We start from the raw sequence: 18,995 nt of genomic DNA, 5'->3' as shown, positions 1-18,995 counted from the left end.
ATACAGCTTTTAGGAGGACTTATATGCACAAGTTAATTTTAGTAGAAGGCCTACCTGGTACCGGAAAAAGCTCCTTTTCGGAAGCCATCGCAGATGCATATCTGAGCATCAAATATTATCACGAAGCAGCTGCAAATCATCCTGTCGACTTTGACATGACCGCATGGGTGCCGCTTGCGCAGCTAGAAAGCTTCACAATCGCAGAAGAATGCATCGTTGACCGCTTTGAAGACGGCTGGTTTGTTCGCTACGAAAACATACCCGAGCTTCAGGCCTTTGACATATACGAAATGCCATTCGCGCAGCACACGGCGCTCATGCTAAGACGCTGGGAGCGCTTTGCTGCAAAAGCCTTGGCAGAAGATACAGTCTACCTATTTGACTGTGCCTTGTTGCAAAATCCGTTTACAATCGGCATGATCTCACAAAATGTACCGCATGAAGAAATCGAGGCTTATATTCAAAGCATCGCTGCTATCATTCAGCCACTCAATCCAGTGGTATATTACCTGTCCCACCAAAACGTAAAGCAATCCTTCTTAGACGTTTATAAAGAGCGCCCAGAAGGCTGGCAGCACGGATTTGTAGCGTACTATGCGCAGCGTGCGTATGGAAAAATTCACGATTTGAACGGGATAGATGGTACGGTCACAGTGCTGGAGGAGAGAAAGCGAAGAGAGGTTGAGGTTTTGGGAAAATTACCAATTACTTCAATTTCAATAAACAACGAACGTACGGAGAAAACACCGAGAGAGCTTGTTGAGCAATATGTATTTTTGTGAGTAATAAAAACAGCTTGCTAGTTGATTTAGCAAGCTGTTTCTCTCATATATATTTTATAATTGCACAGGGATAGTGTAATTGTTTAGTATTTTGTTTGTAATAGACCTCTGCTGATATCCTTCTGTTTGGATTTTCTTTCACTTGTCACTATACGAAAATCATATTTCCTTCCATCGCTAGAGAAAATTTCAATTCGTTAATTACAACTTCTATACTTTTCCTTTAAAGACTGTACCACGGCTTGTGTTAAAATTTATTTTTCTTCAATACTTACTTTAACATCACTTGTTCTACCGCCTTGTGTATAAAATATGGTGAGATATACTGCTAGAAGAAAACAAAGAGAAAGTATAGTTTTCATCTTAATCATATTAACTATTGTTTTTTCCATTTTCATAACATTCTTAGTAAAATACAAGGGACTTTCTCTGCTTATTTTTTCATAGCTATTTACTCGGTTAAGATTTCAGGAAAAAAGAAAAAAGCATTGGCATATGCCAATACTTTTTTAAGTGCTTAAAGTAATTAGGGTTAGCATCCTACCGCTTTTACAGAATAAAAACGGTAGGATTCTTTCTTCATCGTCACTGAATACCAAGCTCTTTTAAAATACTTTCCAATGTCTTGCCGTTAGCTGTTTCTTTAGCTACAGGTGGATTTTCAACATACTCGTTTTGCAATAAGTAGTTCGCTTGTACATAACCGATATCCTTTGCATCGACAGTGCCGTCAAAGTTGATGTCTGCTGCACGCTCGCTTGTTTTCCAGGCCTTTTGAATTTCAATCGCATCCAACACGTCAATAACGTTATCTCCGTTCACGTCTCCAGCTTTAATATAAATAGGATTCACATAATGGCTTTTGCCATACAGTTTACCTTTATATTCAAACCCAATATATTGTTTGCTGTGGACCTCGAAATGGCCAGGCACCTTAATTTCCAAAATATATGGATCTTTGCTCAATGGGAGCTTTTCCACTCTGTAGTCGGCCCGCTCTTTAATGAAAGAAGTGGCATCTAACACAAACCCGCTTGCTTCCTTAAATTTCATTGTGGCTCCTACTTTTGTCCAATCTTTTTTAATATACAGATCCGTTGCGGGATCAATGAACGCATCCGGCAACACATAGCCAGAAACGGCGTTGAATTGCGGCTCGACTTCAAAGGCATAAGGAGCGCTCTCTAGCTTACTTGTCGTATTGTCTGTCTTGATGATGTCGGCAGTAGCATTGATATTCGCGCTGGTTGTGAAACTATCATCCTTCACTTTAAGTGTGACATCTACAACTGCATTATGGTCAAATACCATGCTTGGATCCTGGAACGCGACCTTTATTTGGTTGCCATTCACAGTAATAGTCGCTTTATCAGCCAATCCATCGGCAAGCTTCGCATCAATCAATTGTGTGTAGCTATATCGTGGTTGAACGCTCCACACCACCTCTTTCGCATTGCTTACATTATCAAGGAATAACTGAGCCTTCACTGTTTCGCCTGTTTGCGCTTTTTGCACATCGCTCTTCGCGTATGTCACAGGCGTTCCTTCCTTGACGAAGAAATATGATTTTTGTATTGGCGCATTACCTGCCGAGTCAAAGCCGGTCATGACAAACTGAAGTGCCGGAACCTTTTCATTCATGGCGACTTCCTCCACCCATTTTCCGTTCTTGTCCATCGGCACCGGGTTGGAAGGGAACCCTGATCCCCATCGATAGATTACCGCATTCGAAGATTGGTCGACGTTTATACCTAACTTCTGCATTTTTTCCACCAGTGGATCTGTAATCTGAATTTCAAATGGGTATGTTTGTTGTCCCGGCTTATATTCAAGAAATGGCGACGGACCATCCAGGGAGCTTGTGAACGTCGGATCATCGATATCAATGAAAATATCCCGCACTTCTGTGATCACTTTTCCTGGTTTTTGCGTAATCACAAACTTCAACTTGTAGTGCCCGGTCGGTGCGAAGCTCATTTCTTTGGCGATTGGCTGTTTTTTATCTCCTGTGAACGGATAGTAATATCCATTGAAAGCAAAGAGACCCAGAGGTTTCTCCAATGAAGTGTTCGTTAAATCCCGTGTTCCAATCAAACCTAAATCTTCACCCGTTTCCCCATTTTGTAGGATGACATCCATGCTTTCCGCTTGTGAACCCAAGCTGAATGCGACCAAAGCGCCAAAGCGATTATCAATCGCTGTCCTTCCTTGGTTCAAATATGCCGGAGAGATGACCGGAGTCAGAAGATCCAAGTAGTTCAGCCCGTCCTTCGTGATCCTGAAATTCACAGGGATACGATATGTATCAGAAGCATCGTCTTTATTTGTGAATACGACAAACCCTTGGTACTGTCCTTTTTTTGCGGATTTCGGCGCTGCTAGAAGCACACTATGCTTCACTTCCTGCCCGGCATGTACCTTAATGCTTTTTTCCGCTCCAATTTCTATGCCGTTTTCGCTGATGCTGTTCGTACCGTTCACAGCGTTATCTTCTACAGAAACGATGAATTCCTTCGTGACATTGCTGCTGTTTGTGAAGCTTACACTTTTGTTCAATCTAATATTCGTTCCTTCTTCTCCGTAAAAATTACCGAAGCTAATATCACCGGAAGGGTTTGGAACCACCATATAATCAGTACCGGCAGGAATGAAGATATCCTCCGTCACTTGCATTTTCATCCCACCATGAATGGCCTGGTACGGATCGACACGTCCAGCTCCCACTTCGTATATACTATACTTGCCGTTTAACGGATCCGCTGTATTCATTAAAATTGTCTTAATATCGTCAGGATCCAAATCTGGGTTTGCCTGCAATAACAATGCGGCGATTCCAGCCGTGTGCGGTGCCGCCATTGATGTTCCGGAAAGACGCGCATAGGCATATTTATAATCCTGTTGATTTGCAGGGTCGATCATGTAAGAAGGGAATGTGGAAAGTACACTCACTCCAGGAGCTGTCACTTCCGGCTTCATATCCTCCGTATAATTGACCGGTCCTCTTGAGCTGAAGCCCGCCAATTTATCTCCTTCAGACATAACTTCTTTTATATTCGAGAAAGTCAACGATTTATCACCTTGGGCGATTTTTCCTTTCAGCTGTTCTCCTGCCGCTTTGGTGATAGAGAAAGCAGGGACAAAAGTAGTGGATTCACCCAGGTTGATGCCAAGTTGTCCATCCACGTTATTGTACATCACGACAGCAACCGCGCCGTGTTCTTTGGCGAATTTGATTTTATCATTGAGCGCGAAGTTTCCGCGCTGCATGAACGCGATTTTTCCTTTTACATCTTTGCCTGTATAATCTGCTTGTGCGCCTAAGCCAACATCGACAAGCTCAAGCGACTTTCCATTTAACGCGGAAAACTGATCAGCAAAGCTCCGGCCTATAGTGACCAATTCCGTTGACCAGCCTCCTGCAACACTGCCTGTGAATGTCGTCAATGAAACCGGCACATCACTTGCTCCGACTGTAAGAGCCAATGCGGCTGTACCAGGTGAGCCCACTGTACCTGCGCCGGGACCTGAGTTCCCGGCAGAAACGATCGCTGCCACACCATTCAGCACAGCATAATTGATAGCAGTGCTTGTCGGATAAAATGGATCATTCACTGGCGCGCCCAACGAGAGATTCATGACGTCCATGCCGTCTTCCACCGCTTTTTCGATTCCTGCGATAACGTCGTCAGATGTTCCGCTTCCATAAGGTCCTAACACGCGGTATACATACAGATCGGCGTCAGGCGCCACACCTTCCACAGACACTTCACTATCATTTTTATTTTGACCTGCAATGGTTCCGGAAACGTGTGTGCCATGTGATGTGTAATAGGCGTTCCCGTTAGCATACTCAGCCTTGTTCGATTTCTTCCAATCCGCATAAGTAGCTTCCATAGGATCGCTGTCATCATCGACAAAATCAAATCCACCTTTATACGCATCCTTCAAATCCGGATGATTATAATCGATCCCTGTATCTAAAACAGCCACTTTCACGCCTTTTCCTGTAATGCCTTCTTTATGTAACTTATCGATTTTCAGATAGGGTATGCTCTCCACAGACGTAGTGATTTTTCTATCAACATCTTGTGGAAGATCTTCCTTGACTGGGTCCACTGCAAAAGTCTGGTTTTTATAAACCGCCTGAACCGCTTCCGATTCCAGCAAAACCTTCACCTGATTGGCCGGCAAAGTCATCGCCACACCGTTATACGCTTTCTTAAATGTTCTTGTGATAGGACTTTTACCGTTATTTTGAACCACACGCTTATTGATATCTTCTTTAAACTTTTTATGTTCCTTCTCGACTTGCGCATCAGCGTCTTCTTTTTTCAGTGTTTTTCCTTTAGCCGCTGCTTCCAACACCGCCACCTGACTAGGCTTCGATTTAAATTGGACAATAACAGAAATATCTTCATTCGACTCCAGCTCAGCTTCATTGAATCCTTGTAAACCTTGATGGTTGTCCAATTTCAATTGCTCCAGTGCTTGGCGTTGCTCCGCAGTCAACGATGCCAAAATGTTCTCTGACCTAAACTCTTGTGCCAATGTTTCTGTAGAAAGTACAGAATAAAAAGGCGACAACAATAAACCTGCCGACAGCGCCGTGACTGCCGTTTTCTTGAATAGTGAATGAAACTCCATATGATCCCCGCTTTCCAGTAAGTTTTGGCAGACTTTCCCCTATGCTCTTTTCTCTTAAAGAAGCTACGTTTCTATCTACAAATTCATTATATATAAGACAAAATATTCTGACAACTTAATTTCTTTATCACTTTAAATGAATTGAAAATATTAAAATATATAAGTATACATAAAATTATTGCACTTATAAATGTAACTGAAGTAAAGGAGCCTTCGTCTATGAAACAAACTTTGCTCATTATTGATGCACAGCAAGAATTAATTGATGGCAATAAAATGGAAAGCTACGTCTATAACAAAAACATAGTATTAAACAATATCAATGTGACCATTGAAAAAGCGCTCGCTTCGGATGTAATGATTGTTTTTCTCCGCGATACAGATGTCGCTTCCGGTCAAGAGGCTGGATTTCAAATTCACCAAGATATTAAACAACTATTTTTGAAAAAAGCCACCAATATCTTTCATGGCACTCCTCTAAGCAACCATTTAAAAGATCCTCAGATAGAACATGTCGTGATCATGGGCAAAACAGAATATTGCATTTATACAGCCGTCAGAACGGCGACAGTAAATGGATTTGACGTGACATTTTTCAAAGATATTCGACTGCAGATTCCCCTGTTTTGTCCGTTGAATAAGTCATAGCTCATCATAATAAAATTCTTCATGGACACTATAATGTAGACCATTTTTCGATAATCAGAAGTGCAGAAGAAGGTTTGTTCACGCCCATTCACTATACATACAGATAAACGAATTTAAAACTTGGCTTCTACTGAAGGGGATTTATGCTATCAGTTGCAATCTTTATTGCCACATTAAAAAAGCATCGGCATATGCCGATGCTTTCCTGTCTGTTCCAATGTAGTTCCGGCATTATTCTCATCCGGTAACAACTACTGTAAAACGTATTTACTCCACCGTAACCGATTTCGCCAAGTTACGTGGCTTATCAACATCACACTCACGGTGCAATGCTGCGTAGTAAGAGATCAACTGTAGCGGGATTACCGATACAAGCGGAGACAGTGTCTCGTGTACTGCCGGTAATACAAAGCGGTCACCGTTCATTTCTAAGCCCTTCATAGAGATGATGCATGGATTTGCACCGCGTGCTACTACTTCCTTCACGTTGCCGCGAATTCCTAGATTTACGTGCTCCTGTGTTGCAAGGGCGATAACAGGTGTGCCGTTTTCAATTAAGGCAATTGTACCGTGCTTCAGCTCTCCGCCTGCGAAGCCTTCTGCTTGGATATAGGAAATCTCTTTTAGCTTCAATGCGCCCTCTAGGCCGACGAAGAAGTCAACGCCGCGTCCAATGAAGAAGCAGTTGCGTGTTGTCGGAAGGAATTCACGTGCGATAGCTTCCATTTCTTCTTTTTGTCCGCAAAGTACTTCCATGGCATTCGCAATTAGACCTAATTCTTGTGTTAAATCAAAATCCAATGTGCGGCCTTTTCCTTTTGCGATATCAGCCGCAAAGATTGCCAATACTGCCAGCTGCGCTGTGTAAGCTTTTGTAGAAGCAACCGCGATTTCAGGACCTGCGTACAATGGCAACGTATAATCTGCTTCACGAGAAAGCGTAGAGCCTGGTACGTTTGTGATTGTTAACGCCTTGTGACCCATTTCGTTCGTTTGTACAAGCACCGCACGGCTATCCGCTGTTTCACCACTTTGTGAAATATAGATGAAGAACGGCTTTTCAGTCAATAGCGGCATATTGTAAGAAAACTCACTTGCTACGTGTACTTCAACTGGTACCTTCGCATAGCCTTCAATTAATTGCTTTCCGACTAAACCTGCATGATAGCTTGTGCCGCATGCAATGATGTAAATGCGGTCGCTATCTAGTACAGCGTTACGAATATCTGCGTCAAGCTCAATTTCCCCAGCTTCATTGCGGTACTTTTGAATGATGTTACGGATTACTAGCGGCTGCTCATCGATTTCCTTTAACATAAAGTGCGGGTACGTACCCTTTTCGATGTCACTTGCATCAAGCTCTGCCGTGTAAGGCGCGCGCTCAATTGTTTCACCTGCTAGGTTTTTAATTGTAATGCTCTCACGTGTTACAAGCACCATTTCTTTGTCCATTAGCTCAATGTATTGATCTGTTACTTGCAGCATCGCCATCGCGTCACTTGCGACAACGTTAAAGTCATCGCCAACACCTACTAACAATGGACTTTTGTTTTTTGCAACATAAATAATGTCTTGGTTTTCGTTATCAAGTAACGCTAACGCATAAGAACCGTGCAGTAATGTTAATGTTTGGCGAAACGCTTCTTCTACATTCATGCCCTCATTCACATGCTTTTCAATTAACTGTACGATAATTTCTGTATCTGTTTCACTTACGAATGTTACACCCTGCAGGTAATCATTTTTCAGTAGTTCGTAGTTTTCAATAACACCGTTGTGTACAAGTGTAAAACGTTTAGAGGTACTTTGATGCGGGTGCGCATTTACTTTACTTGGCACGCCATGTGTTGCCCAGCGCGTATGTCCGATACCAACGGTTGCATGCACAGATGCATCAACGCTCTCACGAAGAATGGCAATGCGGCCTTTTTCTTTAAATACAACCACACCTTGCTCAGCTTGTACCGCGATACCTGCGGAGTCATATCCACGATACTCAAGCTTTTCTAGACCTTTTAATAAAATTTCCTTTGCATCTTGCTGTCCAATAAATCCAACGATTCCACACATAGTTGCGGCGCCGTACGTTAGTCCTTTCTCGCAAAAACCAAAACATTTTTATATCTCGTTATAACGGGGTTGTCTTGTTGTGGCTGCTTGAGGGACCCGTATCGGCTACACCTTCCCTTCGTTATATGTTTAATCGTCCTTTTACCCTCATCACACTTGCACCTTTGTCCATAAGGTCACCCCTACGATTTACATGCAAGCTTTCGGCTGTGATGAACAACCGGGAGCCATCCGCCGAATTTTCGATAAACTCCTCCTCGTCAACTACACACAGTAGTTCTGGCGCTATACGTTCTAAAATGAGCAAAAGAACAACCTAATCTTACAGTAATTGGGCGTGACCCGTCAATAAAAAATTACTGCATATAAAAGAATACTATGCCAAGAAAGACTTTGTTGTGCTTCTTTGGCATAGTATTCATAAAAATATGCGGTTTACTCAGCGCCTACTTCTTCTTTTACAACTGCTACAATACGATTTACATATCGTTCGCACAGCTCTTGTGAAGGTGCCTCAGCCATAACACGAATGAGCGGCTCTGTACCTGATGGACGAACAAGTACACGACCGTTGCCGTTCATCTCTGCTTCTACAGCTTGAATCTCCTGTTGAATACGTTCATTGCTAAGTGCTTGTTGCTTATCTGTTACACGTACATTTACAAGAAGCTGCGGGAATTTTTTCATTTCACCAGCAAGCTGTGATAGTGACTTCCCTGTCGCCTTCATAATATTCACAAGCTGAATGGCACTTAACATACCGTCTCCTGTTGTAATATAATCCAAGAAAATAATATGCCCGGATTGCTCACCACCTAGGTTATAGCCGCCCTTTTTCATCTCTTCCATAACATAGCGGTCCCCTACTGCAGTCTGCGCGCTTTGCATGCCTTGCGCCTCTATCGCTTTATAGAATCCAAGATTGCTCATAACCGTAGATACAACTGTATTATGCTTTAATTTACCTGTTTCACTCATGTGCTTTGCACAGATATACATGATTTGATCACCGTCTACAATATCACCGTTCTCATCAACCGCAATCAGACGATCTGCATCGCCATCAAAAGCAAGACCAATATCTGCTCCTTTTTCTTTTACAAAGGCTGCCAAAGCCTCCGGATGCGTCGAACCTACACCATCATTAATATTTACACCATTTGGTGAAGTTCCCATTGTAGAAATGTCTGCATCCAAATCAGCAAACAAATACGGTGCTAACGAAGATGCTGCACCATGCGCACAATCTAAAGCTACATGAAGTCCAGAGAAGTCTTCATCGATTGTTTGTTTTAAATATTGCAGATACTTTTGACCACCTTCAAAATAATCATTGACTTGACCAAGGTCTTTACCCACAGGTCGTGGCAATTCATCTATTTCCTTATCTAACAGCTCTTCAATTTCATATTCTTGCTCGTCAGAAAGCTTAAACCCATCTGGTCCAAAGAATTTAATACCATTATCTTGAACCGGGTTATGAGAAGCTGAAATCATAACGCCAGCTTGTGCTCCCAAGGCTTTTGTTAAATAGGCCACTCCCGGCGTTGAAATAACACCTAGGCGCATTACTTCAGCTCCGATGGATAGTAAGCCGGCAACTAAGGCTCCTTCTAACATATGTCCAGATACACGCGTGTCACGGCCAATTAAAATTTTAGGTCTCTCTGTGTTTTTCGTTAACACATATCCACCATATCTTCCTATTTTAAAAGCCAATTCTGGTGTCAATTCACTATTTGCGACACCTCTGACACCGTCAGTACCAAAATATTTTCCCATCTGTCAATCGCTCCTTTAAGTTGTCCGCTTAACCTTTTTTTACAATTTCCACTCTTGCGGTCTTTTGTTTTATATCTAGTTTCACATTATCAATTCCATTTAATTGAATCGGAATATCATGTATGCCTGGCTCTAAACCTTGTGTATTCATTGATACCTGTATTTGTTCACTGGTTACTTTACCTAAATCTGATGAATTTGCCGTAGCATCAACGCTAACTTTACCGTTTTTAGGATCTATAAAGTTTACATTTAAACTCTCCGATAGTCCCAAAACTCGTATATAAATGTCAGAAAATGTTTTCTTTTCCAGTTTCTCCACTTGCACAAAAATCTTAATTTTATCAGTTGACGCTTTCGTTACTCCTTTAGGAAGCGGCACTGATACTTCTAGGTTGGTATTGCCTGTAATTTTATCTAAATCAACAAATATACCATTTAATGTTTCAATGCCATCTAATACATCCTTAGGTCCGTACAACGTGATCTGACTCGGTTCTGCTGTAATGTTGGTTAGTGTAACACCCTCTGGCAAAGTTCCCCTTTTGGTAATATCAATAGAAACCTTTTTCTCCGGCGTAATAATAGGCACATTTACATTTACAGTTGCCGGTGTTGCTGGCATCTCTAAAGGATTACCATCTTGGTCGTATACGACGACCTTCACATCTTTATTAATAGACTGATTTACACCTTTTAAATCAATATACGCTTTAACAGCTGCAACCTTATCCAGTTGCTCCTTCGTGCCGGATAGCTCTACAAAAGCTGGTTTTACTACGACCTTATCCGCTTTATAGCCTTCTTTCATCTGGTTGCTGTTAATAAAGCTAACCTCTACAGGAAACTGCTTTTTAACCTTTTCAGCAATCGTTACTTTAATTTTAGGGGGCGTAATCTTTACTTTGACTTTATCATTAATGCCTTCATGCTGCAGTCTAACCTCATATACCCCTGGCTCATAGCCATTTAGGTTCGCATATACTTCAAACTGCCTATTAATTTTAGTCGCAGTAATCACGCTACCTTGCCCCTCTAATGTTAACGTAACATATTTAGGTGCGCCAGTTACCACATATTTTTCTTCATCATAGTTAACTGTCACAGGTACATCTGTTAGAGTTTCTGTCACTTCACCTACAGGAAGGCCTGTAATCCCACTACTTTGCGACTCACTATCAAGACTGGCTACCGTATACAGCATTAAAGCGAACAGCAGCGCCAGTCCCTTTAAAAACCAATGGTTATCCATCAACTTATCCATTGCGCTTTTTCCTCCAATTCCATAGAGATGAAGAAGAGGTTTTTTCGTTTGTATCTAGTTCTTTCATTAAAATTTCATTTAGTTGCTCTATCTTTAGGTTACGATGCAGTTCACTATTTTTTGTCAGAGAAATCTGCCCTGTCTCTTCAGAAACAATAATGGTTAAGCTATCAGTCACTTCACTAATGCCAAGTGCCGCTCGGTGACGAGTACCTAGTTCTTTCGAAATAAAAGGGCTTTCTGATAGCGGTAAATAACAAGCCGCCGCTTTAATTTTGTCACCTTGCATAATCACTGCGCCATCATGAAGGGGCGTATTTGGGATAAAAATATTGATTAAAAGCTCCGCTGAAACTTTAGAGTCCATATAAATGCCGGTTTCAATATAGTCATTCATACCGGTCTCACGTTCTATAGAAATAAGCGCGCCGATGCGCCGCTTAGCCATGTACTCCGTTGCTTTTGTAATAGATTTCACTATGGTCTCTTTTTCGGTTTCCTCCTGGAGGCTACCTCTAAACAAACTTCCTCGTCCCAATTGCTCTAGCGCCCTGCGCAGTTCAGGCTGAAAGATAATAATGATAGCCAAAAATCCCCACGTCAGCGCCTGATCCATTAACCACTCTAGTGTATGTAGCTCAAATAAAAAACTAAGGATACGTACAATAAAAATAACGGCGATTCCCTTTAATAATTGAACTGCCTTCGTCCCACGAATCAGCATAATCAGTTTATATATAACAAACCATACAAGGGCTATATCCACTGCCTTGCTGAGATAGTTTAAGAATACAGACATATCTTCAGGCATTCTTACACTTCCTCCATGAGTATGTATTTACAATAATAAGTGAACACAATAAACATACTGCTCTATGTAGCGTTTCATATGTATTGTTAAAATGTTACATCACTTACATTCAGTTTATTATACCATATATTATGCAACGCACAAACCTTAGACCAGGTAATTCGGTATAACGAAAGGTTTCTTTTACATAAAAAAAATCGGCCACAGGCCGATTTTATTTCAGTTTTTCGCCAAGCAGTGAACCCATTAAAGCAACTGCTGTTATAGCTGTTTTATTCTTTTCATCTAAAATTGGATTGACTTCCACAAATTCTGCAGATGTGATAATTCCTGCTTCCGCAAGCATTTCCATTGCTAAATGGCTTTCTCGATAGGATAGTCCTCCAATAACTGGTGTGCCCACACCAGGTGCATCATGCGGGTCAAGACCATCAAGATCTAATGAAAGATGTACACCATCTGTATGAGATAAATAAGAAATAGCTTCTTCCATGACTGCCGCCATTCCCATACGGTCAATCTCATGCATAGAATATACTTTTATGCCTTCTTCACGAATAAAGTCTTTTTCACCTTCATCAAGAGCACGGGCACCAATAATGACAACGTTTTCTTTTTTCACTTTAGGATACGCACCATATAAATTTACAAGAAGTGGATGACCGTATCCTAAGCTAGCTGCCAATGACATACCATGAATATTTCCAGAAGGAGATGTCTCTTCTGTATTTAAATCCCCATGTGCATCGTACCAGATAACACCGATATTTTTGTTATGTTTAGCAATTCCAGCAAGTGTTCCCACTGCCATACTATGATCACCGCCAAAGATAAGCGGAAAGCTTCCTCTTTCTATAACATCGTCAACCTTTTCTGCAAGCTCCTGACACGCTTCCACAACTTGATGTAAATTTTTTAACTTTTGATTTTCGTCCACTTCATATTTCTTTGGTCTATTAATAGCAATATCTCCAAGGTCTTCAACCTCATATCCAATTCTTTTAATACGTTCTACAACCCCGGCATATCGAATCGCACTCGGCCCCATATCGACACCGCGTCTTGTTTGTCCTAAATCCATTGGCATACCAATAATTGAAATTTTCTTCTTCATATTTCCCCCTCCGTTCACTAAATATTTTAAATCTTTTTTATATTGTGGTTCAACTCGACATTTTCTTGCATAAAAACACGGTCCATACATGGAAATTTATACATCTTTCCTTATTTAATTTACATTTCATAATGAGAAATGAATAAAATTTTACATAAAAAGAAAAATATTTTTTATATGTAAAAAGGTGTTAAGTTACTTTCCCATACCTTTGTACAAATGAAAAAAACGCCAAGATTGGCGTTTTTGTATCCTCTTTTAGCTAATGCTATATCAGTTTTTGTAGTTTTTCCAACATACCAAGGGCAAGAAAAAGAAAGCGCCATAACATCTTATTGGATGTGCATAGTTTTATTTCATCTTAGTTTTTCTAGTGATCTTTTTATAAGCTCTGTTGTGCTATTTTCCAAACAGCAGCTACATTCCTTGCAGTTAGACTCACGTTTTCATATGCATTTTGTAATGCTTCTTCTAAAGACATAGCTCCCGGTACGATACTAAATACCGCGTCAATGCCATGCTTATAAACAACCTGATGATTATTATCGGCCGAGCCAGCAATTACAACTACAGGTACACCATATTGTGCAGCCAATGTAGCCACACCGGAAACTGTTTTACCATGAATGGTTTGTGCATCAATTCTTCCTTCCCCTGTAATAAGAAGCTCTGCCTCTTGCATGTGTTTCTCGATACCAGAAACAGATAGAACGAGGTCAATACCAGGCACCAGCTCTCCGCCTAGGAAAGCAAGAACGCCCGCACCCATTCCCCCTGCAGCACCTGCCCCTGCGACATTTACATCTCGCTGTACACATTCTTTGAGAACATAAGCATAATTTCTCATATTTCTTTCTAATTGCTCAACCATTGTAGATGTTGCTCCTTTTTGCGGAGCAAATATATAGGAGGCACCTTTCTCTCCTACTAAAGGATTATTCACATCACAAGCAGCTTCTATTTTAATAGAAGCTAGTCGAGAATCTAAAGCAGATGTATCAATGTAAGCCAACTCATCTAGTCCGCCTCCATTTAAAGAAATAGTGCTATGCTTTCGATTTAAAAACCGTACTCCTAATGCAGCAGCCATTCCGACTCCCCCATCATTTGTTGCGCTACCTCCTAATCCTAAAATAATCTTTTGAACACCCGCATTTATAGCATCTAATATGAGCTCTCCTGTTCCATATGTACTTGTTATAAGCGGGTTCCGTTCCTTCGGTGATAAAAGATGTAATCCGGAAGCAGCTGCCATCTCAATAAATGCGGTGCTACCGTCTGGTGAGAGGCCGTAAAAAGCCTCTACAACTCTTCCTAATGGGTCATGTACCTTACAAGAGACAAAGGTGCCTCCACATGCTTCTGTTAATAGAGATGCCGTTCCTTCACCTCCATCACCTAACGGCACTTTTATGTATGTTGCATCTGGGTATACTTGTCCAAACCCTTCTTCAATTGCATGACACACGTCCCTAGCTGTTAAGCTTTCTTTATAGGAATCCGGTGCAATAATAATTTTCATTTTTCATCCCTCCATTTTTATTATGACAGAGAAATCTTATTGAAAGCTGTTTTCGCAAACTTTGTTGCGATTTAACAAGTAGTGGGGCATGGTTGATTTCCGCTCGGGGTTGCTCGCTTTCCGCGGGGCGTGTAGTGCTCCCGCAGGAGTCTTGCACCTTCCGCTCCAACCAACCGTAAACGAAGAAACCTATCTAAAAGCAACACTCTTTAGAAAATAATCTATCAAAAACACAAAAAAGCTGTAAATTCATTATTGAATCTACAGCTTGTCATTTATAATATGTAGTTGGTGGAGCCTAGCGGGATCGAACCGCTGACCTCCTGCGTGCAAGGCAGGCGCTCTCCCAGCTGAGCTAAGGCCCCGTTATAAGTAAGCGGAAGACGGGATTCGAACCCGCGACCCCAACCTTGGCAAGGTTGTATTCTACCACTGAACTACTTCCGCAAAATGTGAGCCATGAAGGACTCGAACCTTCGACCCTCTGATTAAAAGTCAGATGCTCTACCGACTGAGCTAATGGCTCATAATGGCTGGGCTAGCTGGATTCGAACCAACGAATGACGGAGTCAAAGTCCGTTGCCTTACCGCTTGGCGATAGCCCAACAATACGTTTTTATTTTAGACAGGTTGTCCAAATTTTATACAAAATGGTGGAGGGGGACGGATTCGAACCGCCGAACCCTGAGGGAGCGGATTTACAGTCCGCCGCGTTTAGCCACTTCGCTACCCCTCCGATATATGGTGGAGGATGACGGGCTCGAACCGCCGACCCTCTGCTTGTAAGGCAGATGCTCTCCCAGCTGAGCTAATCCTCCATATATATGGTGACCCGTACGGGATTCGAACCCGTGTTACCGCCGTGAAAGGGCGGTGTCTTAACCACTTGACCAACGGGCCATTAAAAAATGGCGCATAGCTTCCAACCGGGCTTGAACCGGTGACCTCTTCCTTACCATGGAAGTGCTCTACCGACTGAGCTATGGAAGCATGGCTCCGCAAGTAGGATTCGAACCTACGACCTATCGGTTAACAGCCGATTGCTCTACCGCTGAGCTATTGCGGAATGCTAAGGTTTTATTCCTAATATATACTCCTTGTAACAGCCGATCGTCCTGATCTCAGAAAGATGACTCAAGAAGCAGCTCAATCAGTACGCTGAAGACTAATCAATGAAGATTATTCTTTCGTGCTCTACCGCTGAGCTATTGCGGAATAATAATGCCTAGCGACGTCCTACTCTCACAGGGACAAGGTCCCAACTACCCTCGGCGCAAAAGAGCTTAACTTCCGTGTTCGGTATGGGAACGGGTGTGACCTCTTTGCCATCATCACTAGACATATGAAGGCATGTTCCTTCAAAACTGGATAACAAGTGTGTAATCTAGCTCCAGCTCGCTAAACGCTCGCTTCTGCTTTTTTGGTTAAGCCCTCGATCGATTAGTATCAGTCAGCTCCACACGTCGCCGTGCTTCCACCTCTGACCTATCAACCTGATCATCTTTCAGGGATCTTACTAGCTTGACGCTATGGGAAATCTCATCTTGAGGGGGGCTTCATGCTTAGATGCTTTCAGCACTTATCCCGTCCGCACATAGCTACCCAGCGATGCCCTTGGCAGAACAACTGGTACACCAGCGGTGCGTCCATCCCGGTCCTCTCGTACTAAGGACAGCTCCTCTCAAATTTCCTGCGCCCGCGACGGATAGGGACCGAACTGTCTCACGACGTTCTGAACCCAGCTCGCGTACCGCTTTAATGGGCGAACAGCCCAACCCTTGGGACCGACTACAGCCCCAGGATGCGATGAGCCGACATCGAGGTGCCAAACCTCCCCGTCGATGTGGACTCTTGGGGGAGATAAGCCTGTTATCCCCGGGGTAGCTTTTATCCGTTGAGCGATGGCCCTTCCATGCGGAACCACCGGATCACTAAGCCCGACTTTCGTCCCTGCTCGACTTGTAGGTCTCGCAGTCAAGCTCCCTTATGCCTTTACACTCTTCGAATGATTTCCAACCATTCTGAGGGAACCTTTGGGCGCCTCCGTTACATTTTAGGAGGCGACCGCCCCAGTCAAACTGCCCACCTGACACTGTCTCCCGCCCCGATGTAGGGGCGCGGGTTAGAACTTCAATACAGCCAGGGTAGTATCCCACCGACGCCTCCACCGAAGCTGGCGCTCCGGGTTCATAGGCTCCTACCTATCCTGTACAAGCTGTACCAAAATTCAATATCAGGCTACAGTAAAGCTCCACGGGGTCTTTCCGTCCTGTCGCGGGTAACCTGCATCTTCACAGGTACTATAATTTCACCGAGTCTCTGGTTGAGACAGTGCCCAAATCGTTACACCTTTCGTGCGGGTCGGAACTTACCCGACAAGGAATTTCGCTACCTTAGGACCGTTATAGTTACGGCCGCCGTTTACTGGGGCTTCGGTTCAAAGCTTCGCTTGCGCTAACCTCTCCCCTTAACCTTCCAGCACCGGGCAGGTGTCAGCCCCTATACTTCGCCTTGCGGCTTCGCAGAGACCTGTGTTTTTGCTAAACAGTCGCTTGGGCCTTTTCACTGCGGCTCTCGCTAGAGAGCACCCCTTCTCCCGAAGTTACGGGGTCATTTTGCCGAGTTCCTTAACCAGAGTTCTCTCGCACACCTTAGGATTCTCTCCTCGCCTACCTGTGTCGGTTTGCGGTACAGGCACCTTTTACCTCGCTAGAAGCTTTTCTTGGCAGTGTGGAATCAGAGAGTTCGCCCATACGGGCTTCCCCATCACAGCTCAGCCTTACGATGAGCGGATTTGCCTACTCATCAGCCTAACTGCTTAGACGCACGCGACCAGCGGTGCGCATCTCCTATCCTCCTGCGTCCCTCCATTGCTCAAACGGTAAAGAGGTGGTACAGGAATATCAACCTGTTGTCCATCGCCTACGCCTGTCGGCCTCGGCTTAGGTCCTGACTAACCCTGAGCGGACGAGCCTTCCTCAGGAAACCTTAGGCATACGGTGGATGGGATTCTCACCCATCTTTCGCTACTCATACCGGCATTCTCACTTCTAAGCGCTCCACCAGTCCTTACGGTCTGACTTCACAGCCCTTAGAACGCTCCCCTACCACTGATACCTTTGGTATCAATCTGCAGCTTCGGTAGTATGTTTAGCCCCGGTACATTTTCGGCGCAGAGTCACTCGACTAGTGAGCTATTACGCACTCTTTAAATGGTGGCTGCTTCTAAGCCAACATCCTAGTTGTCTAAGCAACTCCACATCCTTTTCCACTTAACATACATTTTGGGACCTTAGCTGGCAGTCTGGGCTGTTTCCCTTTTGACCACGGATCTTATCACTCGTAGTCTGACTCCCAAGGAATAAGTCATTGGCATTCGGAGTTTGACTGAATTCGGTAACCCGAGGGGGGCCCCTAGTCCAATCAGTGCTCTACCTCCAAGACTCTCACACTTGAGGCTAGCCCTAAAGCTATTTCGGGAGAACCAGCTATCTCCAGGTTCGATTGGAATTTCTCCGCTACCCACACCTCATCCCCGCACTTTTCAACGTGCGTGGGTTCGGGCCTCCATTCAGTGTTACCTGAACTTCACCCTGGACATGGGTAGATCACCTGGTTTCGGGTCTACGACCACGTACTATGTCGCCCTATTCAGACTCGCTTTCGCTGCGGCTCCGTCTTATCAACTTAACCTTGCACGGGATCGTAACTCGCCGGTTCATTCTACAAAAGGCACGCCATCACCCGTAAATGGGCTCTGACTACTTGTAGGCACACGGTTTCAGGATCTCTTTCACTCCCCTTCCGGGGTGCTTTTCACCTTTCCCTCACGGTACTGGTTCACTATCGGTCACTAGGGAGTATTTAGCCTTGGGAGATGGTCCTCCCGGATTCCGACGGAATTTCACGTGTTCCGCCGTACTCAGGATCCGCTCAAGAGGGAACGAAGTTTCAACTACAGGGTTGTTACCTTCTATGACAGGCCTTTCCAGACCGTTTCGTCTACCTCGTTCCTTTGTAACTCCGTATAGAGCGTCCTACAACCCCAAGAGGCAAGCCTCTTGGTTTGGGCTAATTCCGTTTCGCTCGCCGCTACTTGGGAAATCGCATTTGCTTTCTCTTCCTCCAGGTACTTAGATGTTTCAGTTCCCTGGGTCTGCCTTCCTTACCCTATGTATTCAGATAAGGATACCATTCCATTACGAATGGTGAGTTTCCTCATTCGGAGATCTCCGGATCATAGCTTACTTACAGCTTCCCGAAGCATTTCGGTGTTAGTCCCGTCCTTCATCGGCTCCTAGTGCCAAGGCATCCACCGTGCGCCCTTTCTAACTTAACCATTAAAAAGTTTACACTTT

At 43.6% G+C, this 18,995-nt stretch carries 8 protein-coding genes, 9 tRNA genes, 2 rRNA genes and 1 pseudogene; 2 read left to right on the top strand and 18 right to left on the bottom strand.

The window, feature by feature from the left end; genetic code table 11:
- Positions 1-23 precede the first annotated feature (23 nt).
- On the top strand, positions 24-782 hold the full coding sequence (locus MUG87_RS13535; RefSeq protein WP_247082819.1) for a P-loop NTPase family protein: 759 nt from the start codon (positions 24-26) through the stop codon (positions 780-782).
- A 585-nt stretch (positions 783-1,367) separates the two neighbouring features.
- Here the strand turns inward: MUG87_RS13535 and MUG87_RS13530 are convergent.
- Positions 1,368-5,426: a S8 family serine peptidase gene (locus MUG87_RS13530; RefSeq protein WP_247082818.1), complete on the bottom strand. Its 4,059-nt coding sequence runs from the start codon at positions 5,424-5,426 to the stop codon at positions 1,368-1,370.
- A 219-nt stretch (positions 5,427-5,645) separates the two neighbouring features.
- On the opposite strand from MUG87_RS13530, the pseudogene MUG87_RS13525 reads away from it, so the two are divergent.
- Positions 5,646-6,181 (top strand): annotated as a pseudogene (locus MUG87_RS13525) (isochorismatase family protein).
- A 160-nt stretch (positions 6,182-6,341) separates the two neighbouring features.
- On the opposite strand, the gene glmS reads toward MUG87_RS13525, so the two are convergent.
- The 17 genes from glmS to MUG87_RS13440 all read right to left on the bottom strand — a co-directional run bounded on the left by glmS (position 6,342) and on the right by MUG87_RS13440 (position 18,976).
- On the bottom strand, positions 6,342-8,144 hold the full coding sequence (glmS, locus tag MUG87_RS13520; RefSeq protein ID WP_247082817.1) for a glutamine--fructose-6-phosphate transaminase (isomerizing): 1,803 nt from the start codon (positions 8,142-8,144) through the stop codon (positions 6,342-6,344).
- Between the two features lie 435 nt (positions 8,145-8,579).
- Positions 8,580-9,926, bottom strand: a complete 1,347-nt coding sequence (gene glmM, locus MUG87_RS13515) for a phosphoglucosamine mutase (RefSeq protein WP_247082816.1) — start codon at positions 9,924-9,926, stop codon at positions 8,580-8,582.
- Positions 9,927-9,954: 28 nt separating this feature from the next.
- On the bottom strand, positions 9,955-11,190 hold the full coding sequence (locus MUG87_RS13510; RefSeq protein ID WP_247082815.1) for a CdaR family protein: 1,236 nt from the start codon (positions 11,188-11,190) through the stop codon (positions 9,955-9,957).
- Positions 11,183-12,001, bottom strand: coding sequence for a diadenylate cyclase CdaA (cdaA, locus tag MUG87_RS13505; RefSeq protein ID WP_247082814.1), 819 nt, complete (start codon positions 11,999-12,001; stop codon positions 11,183-11,185). Before cdaA ends, MUG87_RS13510 begins: the two co-directional genes overlap by 8 nt.
- A gap of 214 nt (positions 12,002-12,215) precedes the next feature.
- Entirely contained in the window at positions 12,216-13,115 is a 900-nt protein-coding gene (rocF, locus tag MUG87_RS13500; RefSeq protein WP_247082813.1) for an arginase, read from the bottom strand.
- A 382-nt stretch (positions 13,116-13,497) separates the two neighbouring features.
- The gene (locus tag MUG87_RS13495) at positions 13,498-14,637 is read right to left on the bottom strand and encodes a glycerate kinase (RefSeq protein WP_247082811.1); all 1,140 of its coding nucleotides are present in this window, start codon (positions 14,635-14,637) and stop codon (positions 13,498-13,500) included.
- Between the two features lie 289 nt (positions 14,638-14,926).
- Positions 14,927-15,002, bottom strand: a tRNA-Ala gene (locus tag MUG87_RS13490).
- 10 nt (positions 15,003-15,012) lie between these two features.
- Positions 15,013-15,084: transfer RNA gene (locus MUG87_RS13485), tRNA-Gly, on the bottom strand.
- Between the two features lie 6 nt (positions 15,085-15,090).
- A tRNA-Lys gene (locus MUG87_RS13480) sits at positions 15,091-15,163 on the bottom strand.
- 4 nt (positions 15,164-15,167) lie between these two features.
- Positions 15,168-15,242: transfer RNA gene (locus MUG87_RS13475), tRNA-Gln, on the bottom strand.
- A 46-nt stretch (positions 15,243-15,288) separates the two neighbouring features.
- A tRNA-Tyr gene (locus tag MUG87_RS13470) sits at positions 15,289-15,373 on the bottom strand.
- Between the two features lie 6 nt (positions 15,374-15,379).
- Positions 15,380-15,455 (bottom strand) — tRNA-Val (locus tag MUG87_RS13465).
- A 7-nt stretch (positions 15,456-15,462) separates the two neighbouring features.
- Positions 15,463-15,537, bottom strand: a tRNA-Glu gene (locus tag MUG87_RS13460).
- A gap of 17 nt (positions 15,538-15,554) precedes the next feature.
- Positions 15,555-15,627, bottom strand: a tRNA-Thr gene (locus MUG87_RS13455).
- 1 nt (position 15,628) lies between these two features.
- A tRNA-Asn gene (locus MUG87_RS13450) sits at positions 15,629-15,703 on the bottom strand.
- Positions 15,704-15,860: 157 nt separating this feature from the next.
- Positions 15,861-15,976 (bottom strand): 5S ribosomal RNA (gene rrf / locus MUG87_RS13445).
- 81 nt (positions 15,977-16,057) lie between these two features.
- Positions 16,058-18,976, bottom strand: a 23S ribosomal RNA gene (locus MUG87_RS13440).
- Between the last annotated feature and the right edge of the window lie 19 nt (positions 18,977-18,995).

It is taken from the genome of Ectobacillus sp. JY-23 (assembly GCF_023022965.1).
In the GTDB taxonomy this organism is placed as follows: domain Bacteria; phylum Bacillota; class Bacilli; order Bacillales; family Bacillaceae_G; genus Ectobacillus.
The sequence above is the reverse complement of the archived record's forward strand: the minus strand, read 5'-3'. Positions and strand labels throughout refer to the sequence as shown.